The sequence below is a fragment of the Streptomyces sp. NPDC098789 genome, from assembly GCF_044759975.1.
Lineage (GTDB): Bacteria > Actinomycetota > Actinomycetes > Streptomycetales > Streptomycetaceae > Streptomyces.
In genome coordinates this window covers 492,963-507,491 of record NZ_JBIWAJ010000002.1, presented here as the reverse complement: position 1 = coordinate 507,491, position 14,529 = coordinate 492,963, and the positions used below count along the sequence as shown (strand labels likewise).

The window sequence follows — 14,529 nt, the reverse complement described above, 5'->3', positions numbered from 1 at the left end:
GCCCGACCCTATGGATCTTGTGGGTGCAAGGGCCATCAATCCCGGGAAACTTGCGCAAGGTTTGAGCTTGCACCTGCGGGAATCCGGTCCGGGGCCACCGGAGCGGACGGTTCCACCGTTGCGGTCAGCATCGTCGCCGCCAGCACGCTGGCCAGCCCGAGCCCCGCGGCGACCCGGTGCCCGGCCGGTACGGAGGCCAGCGCACCCAGCAGCGCGAGGCGCACCGGCGGCTTGCGGTGCCGGGCCCGGGCCGCGGGGACCGGCCGGACGGGCGGCGCGGCGGACACCGAGGCGACCGCCTCCGCCGCGCCGACGGACAGGGCAACGTGCAGCGGGTGACGCATGGAGCGGTCGCCTCTCGGGGGCATCAGGAGCTGAAGCATTCGGAATGGATACGTCCGCCCGGCACCCCGGCCCGCAGCAGCGCGGCCCGCGTCGCCCCGGCCATCCCCGGCGGCCCGCAGAGGTAGACGTCGTGCTCGACCAGATCGGGCACCAGGTCGGTCAGCGCCCGCGGGGCCAGCGGATCGTAGGCCGCGTCCGAGGGCCCGAGCAGGTAGTGCAGCCGGGCCCCGCGCCCGGCGGCGATGGACTCCAGCTCCGACCGCAGGACGAGGTGCTCCTCGGCCCGCGCCCGGTAGAGCAGGGTGATGTCCCCCGGCCCGCCGGGCAGCGTCTCGAACAGCGCCCGCATCGGGGTGATCCCGACCCCGCCCGCGATGAGCAGCACCTGCGGCCGGGTCCGGCGGGCCGCGGTGAGCGCGCCGAAGGGGCCGGTGGCGAGCACCCGGGTGCCGGGGCGCAGCCTGCGGATCCGGCGGCTGTGCCCGCCCAGCGCCTTCACCGTGATCCGGAGGGTGTTGCCCCGGACGGGGGCGGAGAGGGAGAACGGCAGGGCGGTGTACCAGAGCCGCCGCTGGAGGAACCGCCAGCGCAGGAACTGCCCCGGCTCGGCCCGCAGTTCGTCGAGGTGGGCGCCGTACATGACCACGGACACCACCCCGGGCCCCTCGCTGCGCACCTCCAGGACCCGCAGCGCGTGCCGCAGGGCCTGGCGCACGGGCACCACGCCCCGGTACCAGAGCAGCAGGACCGCGACCACGGTGTGCGCGAGGGCCCAGAACCAGGCGACGGGACGCAGGTCCGGGCCCGCGAGCTGGTGGACGAAGGCGAGCGCGGCGGCGAGGTGGACCAGCAGGTGCACCCCGCGCCAGGTTTCGTGCGAGACCCGGCGGCGTACCGCCCGGGCGGAGGTCACCCCCACGCAGACCAGCAGCCCGGTCCCGGCGGTGGCGGCGGCGAGCGCCGGGTAGCCCAGCAGCTCCCGGGCCGCGGTCAGGACGTCGAGGCCGCCGTGGACGGCGTACCCGAGGAGGGCGAAGAGGGCGTGGCCGAAGCAGAGCAGCAGGACGTGGCGGCCGCCGAGGGCGTGCCAGCGGGCCAGCCGGTCGGCGCCCACCCCGTGCTCGACCGCGGGCACCCGGGCCATCAGGAAGAGCATGACGAGGATCCCGTACCCGGCGAGCAGCCCGGTGAGGTGCGCGGCGGTGGCGAAGAGCGCGTCGAGCCGGGCGGAGGGGTGCACCTGCACCGCCCAGAGCAGGACGACCAGCGCGGCCCCGACGCCCATCGCGCCCCGGACCCGCACCGCCGTCGCCGCACCCGCACCCGCACCCGCACCCGGCACCGCGACCGCCCCGAGGACCGCCCCCCACCCGCCGCGCACCCGCGCGTCCACCGCCGCGCCCCGCCCCGCCACATCTCGCATGCGGCCCACGCTAGGTGGCCGCGGACCCCTCCGGATGATCCTTAAGGCGGCCTTGAGGAACGCCTCACGGCCCCTTAACCCGGGTGCTGAGATGCGTGTTCCGTACGGGTAACAAAGGCGATGCGGCCGGGAAACAGCGGGCGCGCAGGCTGACGCCATGACCTCGCAACAGCACGTGGTGGTGATCGGTGGCGGCCTCGCGGGCCTGCGGCTCGCGGGCCGGCTCGGCGCGGACGCGGCGGTGACCGTCCTCGGCGAGGAGGCGCACGTCCCCTACAACCGGGTCCTGCTCGCCGAGGTCCTCGCGGGCCGCTACGCGCCGGAGGTGACCGCCCTCCCCGCCCCCGGCCCGGCGCTGCGCCGGGGCGTACGGGCGGTACGCGTCGACCGGGCGGAGCGGCGGGTGCACTGCGACGACGGCAGCACCCACCCGTACGACGCCCTGGTCCTGGCCACCGGATCCAACCCGGTGCTGCCGCCCCTGCGCGGGCTGTTCGAGCCCGACGGCAAGGACCTCCCGGACGGGGTGCACGCCTTCCGCACCATGGACGACTGCCTGGCCCTGGACCGCGCCGTCGCCGCCCGCCCCGACCTGAACGCCGTGGTCATCGGCGGCGGCCTGCTCGGGGTCTCCGCCGCCCGCGCGCTCGCCGAACGCGGGGTACGGGTGGTGCTGGCCCAGCAGGGCACCCGGCTGATGGAGCGCCAGCTCGACGAGGACGCCTCGGCCCTGCTCCACACCCACCTCGGCGAACTCGGCGTCGAGATCCACACCGAGTGCCGGGTGCGCGGCCTGACCACCCGCGCGGACGGCGCCGGCCGGCGGGTCACGGGCGTCGAGCTCGCGGTCGGCCTCCACCTCGACGCCGACCTCGTCGTCCTGGCCTGCGGGGTGCGCCCCCGCACCGGCCTGGCCCAGGCCGCGGGGCTCGACGTGCGCAAGGGCATCGTGGTCGACGACGCGCTGCGCACGAGCGATCCGCGGATCCACGCCATCGGCGACTGCGCCGAGCACGCGGGCCGCGTGTACGGCCTGGCCGGCCCCGCGCTGGAGCAGGCCGACGCCCTCGCCGCCCACCTCACCGGCGCGGTCCCGGCCGGATCCGGGCCGCCGCGGTACAGCGGCACCCGCGCCCTCACCCGGCTCACCCTCTCCTCCGGCCCGCGCCCCCTGGACCTCGCCGCCTTCGGCGAGACCACCGCGCGGCCCGGGGACGACGTGCTCCGACTCTCGGACGCCACCCGGCGCACCTACCGCAAGGTCGTCGTCCGCGGCGACCGGCTGGTCGGCGGGGTCCTGCTCGGCGAACTCTCCACCGTGGGCGCCCTCGCCCGCAGCTGGGAGGGCGACGAGCCCCTGCGCGCGCACGACGACCTCTCCCACCTGCTCACCGACGACGGAGGCTCCTGAACATGGCCGCATCCACGACGCCCACCCCCCAGGTCGTGCTCATCGGGCACGGGATGGTCGGCCAGCGCTACCTCGAAGCGCTCGCCGAGCGCGGCGCCACCGCCACCCACCGGATCACCGTGCTCTGCGAGGAGCCGCGCCCCGCCTACGACCGCGTCCACCTCACCTCGTACTTCTCCGGCAGCTCCGCCGAGGACCTGTCGCTGACCCCCGAGGGGTTCATGGCCTCCCACGGGATCGAGCTGCACCTCGACGACCCCGCGGAGCACATCGACCGGGCGGCGCGCACCGTCACCTCCCGCTCCGGGCAGGTCTTCCGCTACGACGTGCTGGTCCTGGCGACCGGCAGCTACCCCTTCGTACCGCCCGTCCCCGGCAAGGACGCCCCCGGCTGCTTCGTCTACCGCACCATCGAGGACCTCCTCGCGATCGAGGCGTACGCGAAGGGGCGGACCAGCGGCGCGGTCATAGGCGGCGGCCTGCTGGGCCTGGAGGCGGCCGGCGCGCTCCAGGGACTCGGCCTGACCACCCGGATCGTCGAGTTCGCGCCCCGGCTGATGCCCGCGCAGATCGACGACGGCGGCGGCGCGGCCCTGCTGCGGACCATCGAGTCGATGGGCCTGACCGTGCACACCGGCGTCGGCACCCAGGAGGTGCTCACGGGAGCGGACGGCTCCGTCAGCGGCATGGCGCTCTCCGACGGCTCCTCGGTCGAGACCGAACTCGTCGTCTTCTCCGCCGGGGTCCGCCCCCGCGACCAGCTCGCCCGCGACGCCGGCCTGGACGTCGGCGAACGCGGCGGCATCGCCGTCGACGCCCACTGCCGCACCTCCGACCCCCACGTCTACGCGATCGGCGAGTGCGCCCTGGCCACCGACGGTCGGGTCTACGGCCTGGTCGCACCCGGCTACGAGATGGCGGAGACGGCCGCGGAGGACCTGCTGGGCCGCGACAAGCGGTTCACCGGGGCCGACCTCTCCACCAAGCTCAAGCTGCTCGGCGTGGACGTGGCCTCCTTCGGCGACGCCCACGGCGCCACCCCCGACTGCCTCGACGTCGTGTACTCCGACTCCCGCTCCGGGATCTACAAGAAGCTCGTCGTCTCCCCCGACGGCGTGCTGCTCGGCGGGGTCCTCGTCGGCGACGCCGACTCCTACGGGCTGCTGCGGCCGCTCACCGGCAGCGTGCCGCCCGCCGCGCCCGAACAGCTCGTCCTGCCCGCCGGGATCGGCGCCGCCGTGCAGCTCGGGCCCGCCTCGCTGCCCGACCACGCGGTCATCTGCTCCTGCCACAACGTCACCAAGAAGGCCATCACCGCCTGCGCCACCCTGCCCGAGGTCAAGAAGTGCACCAAGGCGGGCACCGGCTGCGGCAGCTGCGTCAAGGTGATCGGCCAGCTGCTGCCGCCCGCCGCCGAGAAGGGGCTCTGCGCCTGCTTCCCCTACACCCGCGCCGAGCTGTACGAGATCGTCCGCACCCTGCGCGTGACCTCGTACGACAGCCTCCTCGACAGCCACGGCCGGGAGGCGGCGCGCGGTGGCAACGGCTGCGAGGTCTGCAAGCCGACCGTCGGATCGATCATCGCCTCGCTCGCCCCGACCGTGGGCGCGCCCGGCTACGTACTGGCCGGGGAACAGGCCGCGCTGCAGGACACCAACGACCACTTCCTCGCGAACCTCCAGCGCAACGGCTCGTACTCGGTCGTCCCGCGCATCCCCGGCGGCGAGGTCACCCCCGACAAGCTGATCGTGATCGGCGAGGTCGCCCGCGACTTCGGCCTCTACACGAAGATCACCGGGGGGCAGCGCATCGACCTCTTCGGCGCCCGGGTCGACCAGCTCCCGCACATCTGGGCCCGCCTGGTCGCGGCCGGCTTCGAGTCCGGGCACGCCTACGGCAAGGCGCTGCGCACCGTGAAGTCCTGCGTGGGGCAGACCTGGTGCCGCTACGGCGTCCAGGACAGCGTGCGCATGGCCATCGACCTGGAGCTGCGCTACCGCGGCCTGCGCGCCCCGCACAAGCTCAAGTCGGCGGTGTCCGGCTGCGCCCGCGAGTGCGCGGAGGCGCAGAGCAAGGACTTCGGGGTGATCGCCACCGCGAGCGGTTGGAACCTGTACGTCGGCGGCAACGGCGGGGCCACCCCGCGCCACGCCGACCTGCTGGCCCAGGACCTGTCGGACGCCGAACTGGTCCGGCTGATCGACCGGTTCCTGATGTTCTACATCCGCACCGCCGACCGGCTGGAGCGCACCTCGGCCTGGCTGGAGCGGCTGGAGGGCGGCCTGGAGCACCTGCGGGACGTGGTCGTCCACGACTCGCTCGGGCTGTGCGGGGAGCTGGAGTCCCTGATGGCCGACCACGTGGCGCACTACCGGGACGAGTGGGCCGAGACGCTGGAGGACCCCGAGCGGCTGCGCCGGTTCGTCTCCTTCGTCAACGCGCCCGGCGCCCCCGACCCGACCGTGAAGTTCGTCGCGGAACGCGACCAGGTCAAGCCCGACCTGACCTTCTTGACCCTGGAACCCCTGGGAGGGACCCGATGACCGTAGAACTGCAGGTTCCGCAAGGCTGGCTGACGGTGTGCGAGTACACGGAGCTCACTCCGGGGCGCGGGGTCGCGGCCCTGCTGCCGGACGGGACCCAGGCCGCGGTGTTCGTCGACCGCGCGGGGCGTACGTACGCGATCGGCAACCAGGACCCCTTCACCGGGGCGCAGGTGCTCTCGCGCGGGCTCGTGGGCTGTGTGGAGGGCCGGCCGTTCGTGGCGTCGCCGCTGCTCAAGCAGCGGTTCGACCTCGCGACCGGGCAGTGCCTGGACGACGCGGAGGTGGCGGTCCGGACGTACCCCGTACGGACCGCCGCGACCTCGCGGGCTTCGGCCTGAGCCGCGTCTCGGGCGGCGCCCGCGGTCTCCTAGGACACGCCGTGGGTGACGCCGTCGCCCTGGAGGGCCGCCGGGTCCATCCACATGATCTCCCAGGTGTGGCCGTCGAGGTCCTCGAAGGCCCGGCCGTACATGAAGCCGTGGTCCTGGGCCGCGCGGGGCTCGGTGGCACCCGCCCCGACGGCCCCGTCGACCAGCTCGTCCACGGCGCCCCGGCTCTCGGCGCTCAGACACAGCAGCACCTCGGTGGTGGTGGCCGTGTCCGCGATGGCCTTGTGCGTGAAGTCCTTGAAGCGGGCCTCGGTCAGGAGCATCGCGACGATGGTGTCGCTGATGACCATGGAGGCGGCGTTCTCGTCGCTGAACTGGGCGTTGAAGGCGTAGCCGAGCTTCGTCCAGAACGCCTTGCTCGCGTCCAGGTCCTTGACCGGCAGATTGACGAAAATCATCGTTGACATCTGGGGCTCGCTTCTCTCGCGCGGTGCGGTCCGGTGTTCCGGCGCCGCCCGGAGCGCCGGTGGCTTCCGGTGGCGTCCGGTGCTTACGAGGGGTAGACCGCGGCCGCTTCGGAAACTCATCGCTCCCGGGAAAGCTTTTTTCCACCGGCGTTCACGCTCCGGCGCGCAGCTCCAGGGCGGCCAGCGGGATGAAGCCCGTGCCGTCGCCGTCGCGCGTCCCGTCCGCCCCGGCCAGCCGCTTGTGCAGGGTGAGCGCGATCCGTTCGCCCTGCGCCTTGGCCCGCTCGGCGTTCGGCCCGCGGTGCAGTCCGTCGATGGTGGCGCGCCACAGCTGCACCCAGCGCCCGAAGTCACCGGCGGTCATCGCCCGCGCCGAGTGCAGCGCGGCGTGCGGGGCGAAGGCGTTGCGGCGGTAGTCGGCGCTGCGGAAGAGGGCGCGCTCCCAGAAGTCGGTGATCCGGGGCAGGTGCGTGTCCAGGTCGGTGCCCGCGACCTCGGTGAAGAACGGCCCGATGGCCGGATCGGCGAAGGCCGCCCGGTAGAAGCGGCGCAGCACGACGTCGAGGTCCGCACGCCCCTGGATGTCGGCTTCGACGACGGCGCCTTCCACGACGGTGCCTTCGAGACGGGATGCGACACGGGATGCGACACGGGAGGAGTCCATGCTTCCACCATCCTCCGCCGCTCCCCGGCGCCCCAGGGGCCAAGGTCCCGCGGTCGCCGGTGAGCGGCCCCCGGAGGGCTCCCGGGCCCCGGGAGCCCCGCAGGGCCCCCGGGCGCCGTCAGGAGGCCACCGCGCCGCCCTTCAGCAGGGCCGCGCCCAGCGGGGTCACGGTGTGCAGCACCGCGCTGCCCCGGCGCAGGGTCGTCACCAGGCCCGCCTCGCGCATCACGCAGGCGTGCTGGCTGGCCGAGGCCAGGGAGACCCCGGCCCGGCGGGCCAGCTCGCTGGTCGTCGCGCCGTCCCCGATGGCCCGCAGGACCACCGAGCGGGTGTGCCCCACCAGCTTGCCCAGGGTCCGCTGGCGCTGCTCCTCCGCGGGCCGGGTCGCCTCGCCGCCGGTCTGGGCCGAGGCGAGCTGCGCCGCGGCCGGGTAGACCAGTACGGGCGGCAGCTCCGGGTCGTGGAGGGTCACCGCCGTGCGCCGGCAGAAGAAGGACGGCTGGAGCAGCAGTCCGCGCCCGCGCAGCCGGACGTCCCGGTCCACCGGGTAGTCGCACTCCAGCACCGGCGCCCGCCACCGCAGCATCGGCGGCAGCGAGGCCAGCAGCTCGTCCGCGCCGCCGTCCAGCAGCGCGCGGCCCCTGGCGGCCCGCTCGGCCTCGATCTGCGCCTGGATGTGCGTCCAGTGCGGCTCCACGGCCGCCCGGTGGTACCCGCGCAGCTCGTCCATGAGCCGCGGCAGGTACCGGGGACCGTCGTCGACGAAGTCCCGTAACCGCGGCGAAGGCGGCGCGCCCCGCCCCAGCACGAGCAGCTCCCGACGCATCCGCTCGGGCCTGATCCCGCGCAGCGCGTCGAGCCCCGTGTCCCATCCGTACTGTCCTTCGACAGGAGTCAGGAAATCGGGGAAATAGCCGCGACTCGGTATGAGCGCGCCGAGCAAACGTGTTTCACTATTCAACCTGCTCCGCGTTGTAGTACGCCATTCACCGAACAACCGGACATCACGCCGGTCCCTTAAACGGTGAAAACTGAGAATCGTTTCCCACAACGCATCGGGACGCCCTGCCATCCGTACGCGTGCCAGGTCCACTCCAGTGAAATGGATACGAAGCACCGAACCCCCACCTGTGCAACCGCAATCCCCCCGCCTCATGAGTATGCATGCCGTCACACCACGTCACCACAGCCTTTCGGCCACAGTTGAAACCCCTTTCGGCGGGGGTGTGACAACCGAAATCCTGTACTCCGCCGGGCACACTCCGGCGCGACCGAAACGCTCCGCGAAGGCCGTGGGGGGCTTTGCGGGGCCTGGCGGTCGGTCGCACCGGGAAGCGCCGACGTGCCCGGCAGATTGTCAGCAGGCGGTGGACGGGTGGGGATCCGTCCACCGCCTGCTGACGTAAAGAGTTGTTGAACAATGTGCTTCTTCACACCGCACTCTTCACGCCGCACTTGTGCACAACGCAGGCGCGCCCACCCCAGGGTGTCAGGGAACCCGGGGCAGGCGCGGTCTGAGGGGCGCGGGCGGCGGACACCGCACGCGCGGAGCGTGCGGAGCGGCGGCCACGCCGTGCGGGGTCAGCGGCTGTCGCTGCCCTTCGCCTCGGCGGCGGCACGGCCCGCCTCCAGGCGCGCCACCGGGATCCGGAAGGGCGAGCAGGAGACGTAGTCGAGGCCGACCTCGTGGAAGAAGTGCACCGACTCGGGGTCGCCGCCGTGCTCGCCGCAGACGCCGAGCTTGAGGTCGGGACGGGTCGCCCGGCCCGCCTGCACGGCGCTGCGCACCAGCGCGCCGACGCCTTCCTTGTCGATGGTCTCGAAGGGGGAGACCCCGAAGATGCCCTTCTCCAGGTACGCGGTGAAGAAGCTGGCCTCGACGTCGTCGCGGGAGAAGCCCCACACCGTCTGGGTCAGGTCGTTCGTGCCGAAGGAGAAGAACTGCGCGGCCTCGGCGATCTGACCGGCGGTCAGCGCGGCGCGCGGCAGCTCGATCATCGTGCCGATGGTCAGCTTGAGGCTGGTGCCGGTGGCGGCCTCGACCTCGGCGATGACCTGGTCGGCCTCCTCGCGGACGATCTCCAGCTCCTGGACCGTGCCCACCAGCGGGACCATGATCTCGGCGCGCGGGTCGCCCTTGGCGTTCTTGCGCTCGGCCGCGGCCTCGGCGATCGCCCGGACCTGCATGGCGAACAGGCCGGGGATGACCAGGCCGAGGCGGACACCGCGCAGACCCAGCATCGGGTTCTGCTCGTGCAGCTTGTGCACGGCCTGGAGCAGGCGCAGGTCGTTCTCGTTGTGGTCCTTGCGGGACTCGGCGAGGGCGACGCGCACCGACAGCTCGGTGATGTCGGGCAGGAACTCGTGCAGCGGCGGGTCGAGCAGGCGGACGGTGACGGGGAGTCCGTCCATCGCCTCCAACAGCTCGACGAAGTCCTTCTTCTGGAGCGGCAGGAGGGCACTCAGTGCCGCCTCCCGCTCCTTGTCGGTGTCCGCCAGGATCAGGTGCTCGACCAGCTCGCGGCGCTCACCGAGGAACATGTGCTCGGTGCGGCACAGGCCGATGCCCTGGGCGCCGAAGCGGCGGGCGCGCAGCGCGTCCTCGGCGTTGTCGGCGTTCGCCCGGACCCGCAGCCGGCGGACGCGGTCCGCGTAGGCCATGATCCGGTGCACGGCGGAGACGAGCTCGTCGGCGTCGTCGGCGCCCGCGTGCATCCGGCCCTCGAAGTACTCGACGACCGGCGACGGTACGACGGGTACCTCGCCCAGGTACACCTTGCCGGTGGAGCCGTCGACGGAGACGACGTCGCCCTCCTCGACGACCACGCCGGAGGCGGTGGTCATCCGGCGGCGCTTGGTGTCGACCTCCAGCTCCTCGGCCCCGCAGACACAGGTCTTGCCCATGCCGCGGGCGACGACGGCCGCGTGCGAGGTCTTGCCGCCGCGCGAGGTGAGGATGCCCTCGGCGGCGATCATGCCGTCCAGGTCGTCCGGGTTGGTCTCGCGGCGGATCAGGATGACCTTCTCGCCGGAGCGGGACCACTTGACGGCCGTGTAGGAGTCGAAGACGGCCTTGCCGACGGCCGCGCCCGGGGAGGCGGCGATGCCGCGCCCGATCAGCCGCGAGGCGGCCGCCTCGTCGAAGCGCGGGAACATCAGCTGCGCGAGCTGGGCGCCGTTGACCCGCTGGAGGGCCTCGGCCTCGTCGATCAGGCCCTGGTCGACGAGCTGGGTCGCGATGCGGAAGGCCGCGCCCGCGGTCCGCTTGCCGACGCGGGTCTGGAGCATCCACAGCTGGCCGCGCTCGATGGTGAACTCGATGTCGCACAGGTCCTTGTAGTGCGTTTCGAGGGTCTCCATGATCTGCATGAGCTGGTCGTACGACGCCTTGTCGATCGACTCCAGGTCGGCGAGCGGGACCGTGTTGCGGATGCCCGCGACGACGTCCTCGCCCTGCGCGTTCTGCAGGTAGTCGCCGTAGACGCCCTGGTGGCCGCTGGCGGGGTCACGGGTGAAGGCGACGCCGGTGCCCGAGTCGGGGCCGAGGTTGCCGAAGACCATGGAGCAGATGTTGACCGCGGTGCCCAGGTCGCTCGGGATGCGCTCCTGGCGACGGTAGAGCTTGGCGCGGTCGGTGTTCCAGGAGTTGAAGACCGCCTCGACGGCGAGGTCCATCTGCTCGCGGGCGTCCTGCGGGAACTCCCGGCCCGCCTCCTCGGCGACGATCTCCTTGAAGCGCGCGACGACCTTCTGCAGGTCGGCGGCGTCCAGGTCGGTGTCGACGGTGACCTTCTTGGCGGCCTTGGCCTCGTCGAGGGCGTCCTCGAAGAGCTCGCCCTCGACACCGAGGACCGTCTTGCCGAACATCTGGATCAGACGGCGGTACGAGTCCCAGGCGAAGCGGTCGTTGCCCGCCTGCGCGGCGAGGCCCTTGACCGACTCGTCGGACAGGCCGATGTTGAGGACCGTGTCCATCATGCCGGGCATGGAGAACTTCGCTCCGGACCGGACGGAGACCAGCAGCGGGTCGTCCGACTGACCGAGCTTCTTGCCCATCTTCGCCTCGAGGGCGACCAGGTGGGCGCCCACCTCGTCGCGCAGCTCCACCGGGGCGTCGCCGCTCTCCAGGTAGACCTTGCACGCCTCGGTGGTGATGGTGAAGCCGGGCGGGACGGGGAGGCCCAGGTTCGTCATCTCGGCGAGGTTGGCCCCCTTGCCGCCGAGAAGGTCCTTGAGGTCCCGGTTGCCCTCGGTGAAGTCGTAAACGAACTTCTGATCTTTGTTTTCCGACACGGGTCTCGACTCCTCGAGGACTCGGGTGGCTGCCCTGACGGCCAGGAACATACCCAGATCGAAGGCTTATGGGTACGTCCACTTGGCGGTCACATGGCTGTAACCACCCGTGCGCCAGGAGATCGAAAGTAACTCGCGGGTAGCTGGAGCACCCCCAGAGCCTTCACATCCCGAAGTGAGAAGTGCCCGGTTCGGCTTGCCTGCGCTCGGATGAGCGATCATCGATACATTTGCGTTCAAGCCTTGAACGCACAAAGGGTGGCACCCAGTGCCACCCTTTGGAAGTCATAGCCGCGAAACGAGCGCTCATCTGAGCGCAACCCCACCCATGCGTGGCGTATCTCACGCCGCCCGAGGGGGTCCCGGAGGGCCTTTCCTCAGCCGCCGGACGTGTCCAGCTCGGCGTCCTCACTGACCCCGGCGCAGTCGTAGGGATCCTTGAGCCAGCCTTCGGGGAGGACAACTCGGTTGTTTCCGGACGTCCGGCCGCGCGGACCGTCCGCGCTGTCCGGCCACGGCTGGTCCAGGTCGAGCTCGCTCAGATGAGCGTCCAGTTCGGCCAGGGACGAGGTGACGGCGAGCTTCTGCCGCATCTCGGAACCCACCGAGAAGCCCTTGGTGTACCACGCCACGTGCTTACGGAAGTCGATCACCCCGCGCGCCTCGTCACCGATCCACTCCCCCAGCAGCTGCGCGTGGCGGTGCATGGTCGCCGCGACCTCGCGCAGCGTCGGCTTGTGGAAGTCCTCGGGGCGACCCTCGAAGGCCGCCACGAGGTCGTTGAACAGCCACGGCCGCCCCAGGCAGCCGCGTCCGACCACCACGCCGTCACAGCCCGTCTCGCGGACCATGCGCAGCGCGTCCTCGGCGCACCAGATGTCGCCGTTGCCGAGCACGGGGATCTCCGGCACGTGCTCCTTGAGGCGCGCGATGGCCTCCCAGTCGGCGGTGCCGCCGTAGTGCTGGGCGGTGGTGCGCCCGTGCAGCGCGATGGCGGTGACGCCCTCCTCGACGGCGATCCGGCCCGCGTCGAGGTAGGTGAGGTGGTCGTCGTTGATGCCCTTGCGCATCTTCATCGTCACCGGCAGCTCACCGGCGCCCGCGACCGCCTCGCGCAGGATCGCGCGCAGCAGGTTCCGCTTGTAGGGCAGGGCCGAGCCGCCGCCCTTGCGGGTCACCTTGGGGACCGGGCAGCCGAAGTTCAGGTCGATGTGGTCGGCCCGGTCCTCTTCCACGATCATGCGGACCGCCTTGCCGACCGTGACCGGGTCGACGCCGTACAGCTGTATCGAGCGGGGCTTCTCGCTCTCGTCGAAGTGGATCAGCTGCATGGTCTTCTCGTTGCGCTCGACCAGCGCACGCGTCGTGATCATCTCGCTCACGAAGAGCCCCTTGCCGCCCGAGAACTCGCGGCAGAGGGTGCGGAACGGGGCGTTGGTGATGCCGGCCATCGGCGCGAGCACCACCGGCGGCTGCACGGTGTGCGGGCCGATCGCGAGGGGCGGGGGGAGCGTGGTCATGCCCCCATTGTCGCCCAGCCGTGCCGCGCCCCGCATTTGTTTAGTTAGGCGTACTATCGGCATCATGCACGACATGAGCCCCGGGCGCCGCTTCCTGATCCTGGCCATCTGCTGCATGAGCCTGCTGATCGTCAGCCTCGACAGCACCGTGCTGAACGTCGCCCTGCCCGCCATGCGCCGCGAACTGGACGCCTCGGTCTCCGGGATGCAGTGGACGATCGACGCGTACACGCTGGTCCTGGCCTCGCTCTTGATGCTCGCCGGCTCCACGGGCGACCGGATCGGCCGCCGCAAGGTCTTCACCGCCGGACTCGTGCTCTTCACCGCCGGTTCGCTGCTGTGCTCGCTGGCCCCCAGCCTGGAGTGGCTGATCGTCTTCCGGATGATCCAGGCCGTCGGCGGCTCGATGCTCAACCCGGTCGCCATGTCGATCATCACCAACACCTTCACCGACCCGAAGGAACGCGCCCGCGCCATCGGCGTCTGGGGCGGGGTCGTCGGCATCTCCATGGCCGCGGGCCCGCTGATCGGCGGGCTGCTCGTCGACTCCGTCGGGTGGCGGTCGATCTTCTGGATCAACCTCCCCGTCGGCCTCCTCGCCCTGCTCCTGACCCTGCGCTACGTCCCCGAGTCCCGCGCGGAGCGGCCGCGCCGCCCGGACCCGGTGGGCCAGCTGCTCGTCATGGCGCTGCTGGGCTCCATGACCTACGGGATCATCGAGGCGCCGGCCGCGGGCTGGACCTCCCCGCTGACCCTCGGCTGCGCGGCGCTGGCCGTCGCCTCGCTGGTCGGGCTGCTCGTCTACGAGCCCCGGCGGGCCGAACCCCTGATCGACCCCCGGTTCTTCCGGAGCGCACCCTTCAGCGGGGCCACCGTGATCGCGGTCAGCGCCTTCGCCGCTCTGTCCGGGTTCCTCTTCCTCAACACCCTGTACCTCCAGGAGGTGCGCGGGCTGAGCGCGCTGCACGCCGGGCTCTACATGCTGCCCATGGCCACGCTCACCTTCCTCATGGCCCCGCTGTCGGGGCGGCTGGTGGGCTCGCGCGGGCCGCGGCTGCCGCTGCTGGTCGCGGGGGTGTCGATGGGTGCGAGCGGCCTGCTGTTCGCCGCCTTCGACGCCGCGTCCTCGACCCCGCTGCTCTTCACCGGGTACGTGCTCTTCGGGCTCGGCTTCGGCATGGTCAACGCGCCCATCACCAACACCGCCGTCTCCGGGATGCCCCGCGCCCAGGCGGGCGTGGCGGCCGCGGTGGCCTCCACCAGCAGGCAGACCGGCGGCACCCTGGGGGTCGCGGTCATCGGCGCGGTGCTGGCGGCCGGGCTCGGCGGGCACGCCTACACGGCGACGGCCTTCGGGGACGCGGCCCGGCCCGCCTGGTGGATCATCACGGCCTGCGGGCTGGCCGTCCTGGTCGTGGGCCTGCTGACCAGCGGCAGCTGGGCCCGGTCCACGGCCGTACGGACCTCCCGGACGCTGGAGAAGGTCCCGGCCGCCTGACCCGCCGGGGCGCGCGGCCCGGCCCGCGAACCA

General features: G+C 72.3%; 11 protein-coding genes. 4 read left to right on the top strand and 7 right to left on the bottom strand.

What is annotated here, in order from left to right; translation table 11 throughout:
* Positions 1–35 precede the first annotated feature (35 nt).
* Entirely contained in the window at positions 36–344 is a 309-nt protein-coding gene (locus ACIQWR_RS06540; protein ID WP_404005521.1) for a hypothetical protein, read from the bottom strand.
* 23 nt (positions 345–367) lie between these two features.
* Positions 368–1,768: a ferric reductase-like transmembrane domain-containing protein gene (locus tag ACIQWR_RS06535; protein WP_404005520.1), complete on the bottom strand. Its 1,401-nt coding sequence runs from the start codon at positions 1,766–1,768 to the stop codon at positions 368–370.
* A gap of 157 nt (positions 1,769–1,925) precedes the next feature.
* Between ACIQWR_RS06535 and ACIQWR_RS06530 the strand changes: the two genes are divergently transcribed.
* Genes ACIQWR_RS06530 through nirD form a run of 3 tightly spaced genes read left to right on the top strand, consistent with a single transcriptional unit; the run spans position 1,926 to position 6,063 of the window.
* The gene (locus ACIQWR_RS06530; RefSeq protein ID WP_404005519.1) at positions 1,926–3,179 is read left to right on the top strand and encodes an NAD(P)/FAD-dependent oxidoreductase; all 1,254 of its coding nucleotides are present in this window, start codon (positions 1,926–1,928) and stop codon (positions 3,177–3,179) included.
* Between the two features lie 2 nt (positions 3,180–3,181).
* Positions 3,182–5,722, top strand: a complete 2,541-nt coding sequence (gene nirB, locus ACIQWR_RS06525; protein ID WP_404005518.1) for a nitrite reductase large subunit NirB — start codon at positions 3,182–3,184, stop codon at positions 5,720–5,722.
* Entirely contained in the window at positions 5,719–6,063 is a 345-nt protein-coding gene (gene nirD / locus ACIQWR_RS06520) for a nitrite reductase small subunit NirD (RefSeq protein ID WP_404005516.1), read from the top strand. Before nirB ends, nirD begins: the two co-directional genes overlap by 4 nt.
* 29 nt (positions 6,064–6,092) lie before the next feature.
* Here the strand turns inward: nirD and ACIQWR_RS06515 are convergent, their stop codons facing one another.
* From ACIQWR_RS06515 to dusB, 5 genes are all read right to left on the bottom strand, one after another.
* On the bottom strand, positions 6,093–6,521 hold the full coding sequence (locus tag ACIQWR_RS06515; protein ID WP_404005515.1) for a VOC family protein: 429 nt from the start codon (positions 6,519–6,521) through the stop codon (positions 6,093–6,095).
* 151 nt (positions 6,522–6,672) lie between these two features.
* On the bottom strand, positions 6,673–7,185 hold the full coding sequence (locus ACIQWR_RS06510) for a group III truncated hemoglobin (RefSeq protein ID WP_404005514.1): 513 nt from the start codon (positions 7,183–7,185) through the stop codon (positions 6,673–6,675).
* A 118-nt stretch (positions 7,186–7,303) separates the two neighbouring features.
* Complete coding sequence (locus ACIQWR_RS06505) at positions 7,304–8,302, bottom strand: helix-turn-helix domain-containing protein (RefSeq protein ID WP_404005513.1); 999 nt, start codon at positions 8,300–8,302, stop codon at positions 7,304–7,306.
* 464 nt (positions 8,303–8,766) lie between these two features.
* Positions 8,767–11,478, bottom strand: a complete 2,712-nt coding sequence (gene ppdK / locus ACIQWR_RS06500; protein WP_404005512.1) for a pyruvate, phosphate dikinase — start codon at positions 11,476–11,478, stop codon at positions 8,767–8,769.
* 377 nt (positions 11,479–11,855) lie between these two features.
* Positions 11,856–12,998, bottom strand: coding sequence for a tRNA dihydrouridine synthase DusB (gene dusB, locus ACIQWR_RS06495; protein ID WP_404005511.1), 1,143 nt, complete (start codon positions 12,996–12,998; stop codon positions 11,856–11,858).
* 64 nt (positions 12,999–13,062) lie between these two features.
* Between dusB and ACIQWR_RS06490 the strand changes: the two genes are divergently transcribed.
* A complete protein-coding gene (locus tag ACIQWR_RS06490; RefSeq protein ID WP_404005510.1) occupies positions 13,063–14,496 on the top strand; it encodes an MFS transporter in 1,434 nt (477 codons plus the stop codon).
* Positions 14,497–14,529: the final 33 nt, after the last annotated feature.

What these genes read in the sequence shown, in the direction of transcription:
- ACIQWR_RS06540 (WP_404005521.1), bottom strand. Translation starts at nt 344, where the DNA reads ATGCGTCACCCGCTGCACGTTGCCCTGTCCGTCGGCGCGGCGGAGGCG.
- ACIQWR_RS06535 (WP_404005520.1), bottom strand. Translation starts at nt 1,768, where the DNA reads ATGCGAGATGTGGCGGGGCGGGGCGCGGCGGTGGACGCGCGGGTGCGC.
- ACIQWR_RS06530 (WP_404005519.1), top strand. Translation starts at nt 1,926, where the DNA reads ATGACCTCGCAACAGCACGTGGTGGTGATCGGTGGCGGCCTCGCGGGC.
- nirB (WP_404005518.1), top strand. Translation starts at nt 3,182, where the DNA reads ATGGCCGCATCCACGACGCCCACCCCCCAGGTCGTGCTCATCGGGCAC.
- nirD (WP_404005516.1), top strand. Translation starts at nt 5,719, where the DNA reads ATGACCGTAGAACTGCAGGTTCCGCAAGGCTGGCTGACGGTGTGCGAG.
- ACIQWR_RS06515 (WP_404005515.1), bottom strand. Translation starts at nt 6,521, where the DNA reads ATGTCAACGATGATTTTCGTCAATCTGCCGGTCAAGGACCTGGACGCG.
- ACIQWR_RS06510 (WP_404005514.1), bottom strand. Translation starts at nt 7,185, where the DNA reads ATGGACTCCTCCCGTGTCGCATCCCGTGTCGCATCCCGTCTCGAAGGC.
- dusB (WP_404005511.1), bottom strand. Translation starts at nt 12,998, where the DNA reads ATGACCACGCTCCCCCCGCCCCTCGCGATCGGCCCGCACACCGTGCAG.
- ACIQWR_RS06490 (WP_404005510.1), top strand. Translation starts at nt 13,063, where the DNA reads ATGCACGACATGAGCCCCGGGCGCCGCTTCCTGATCCTGGCCATCTGC.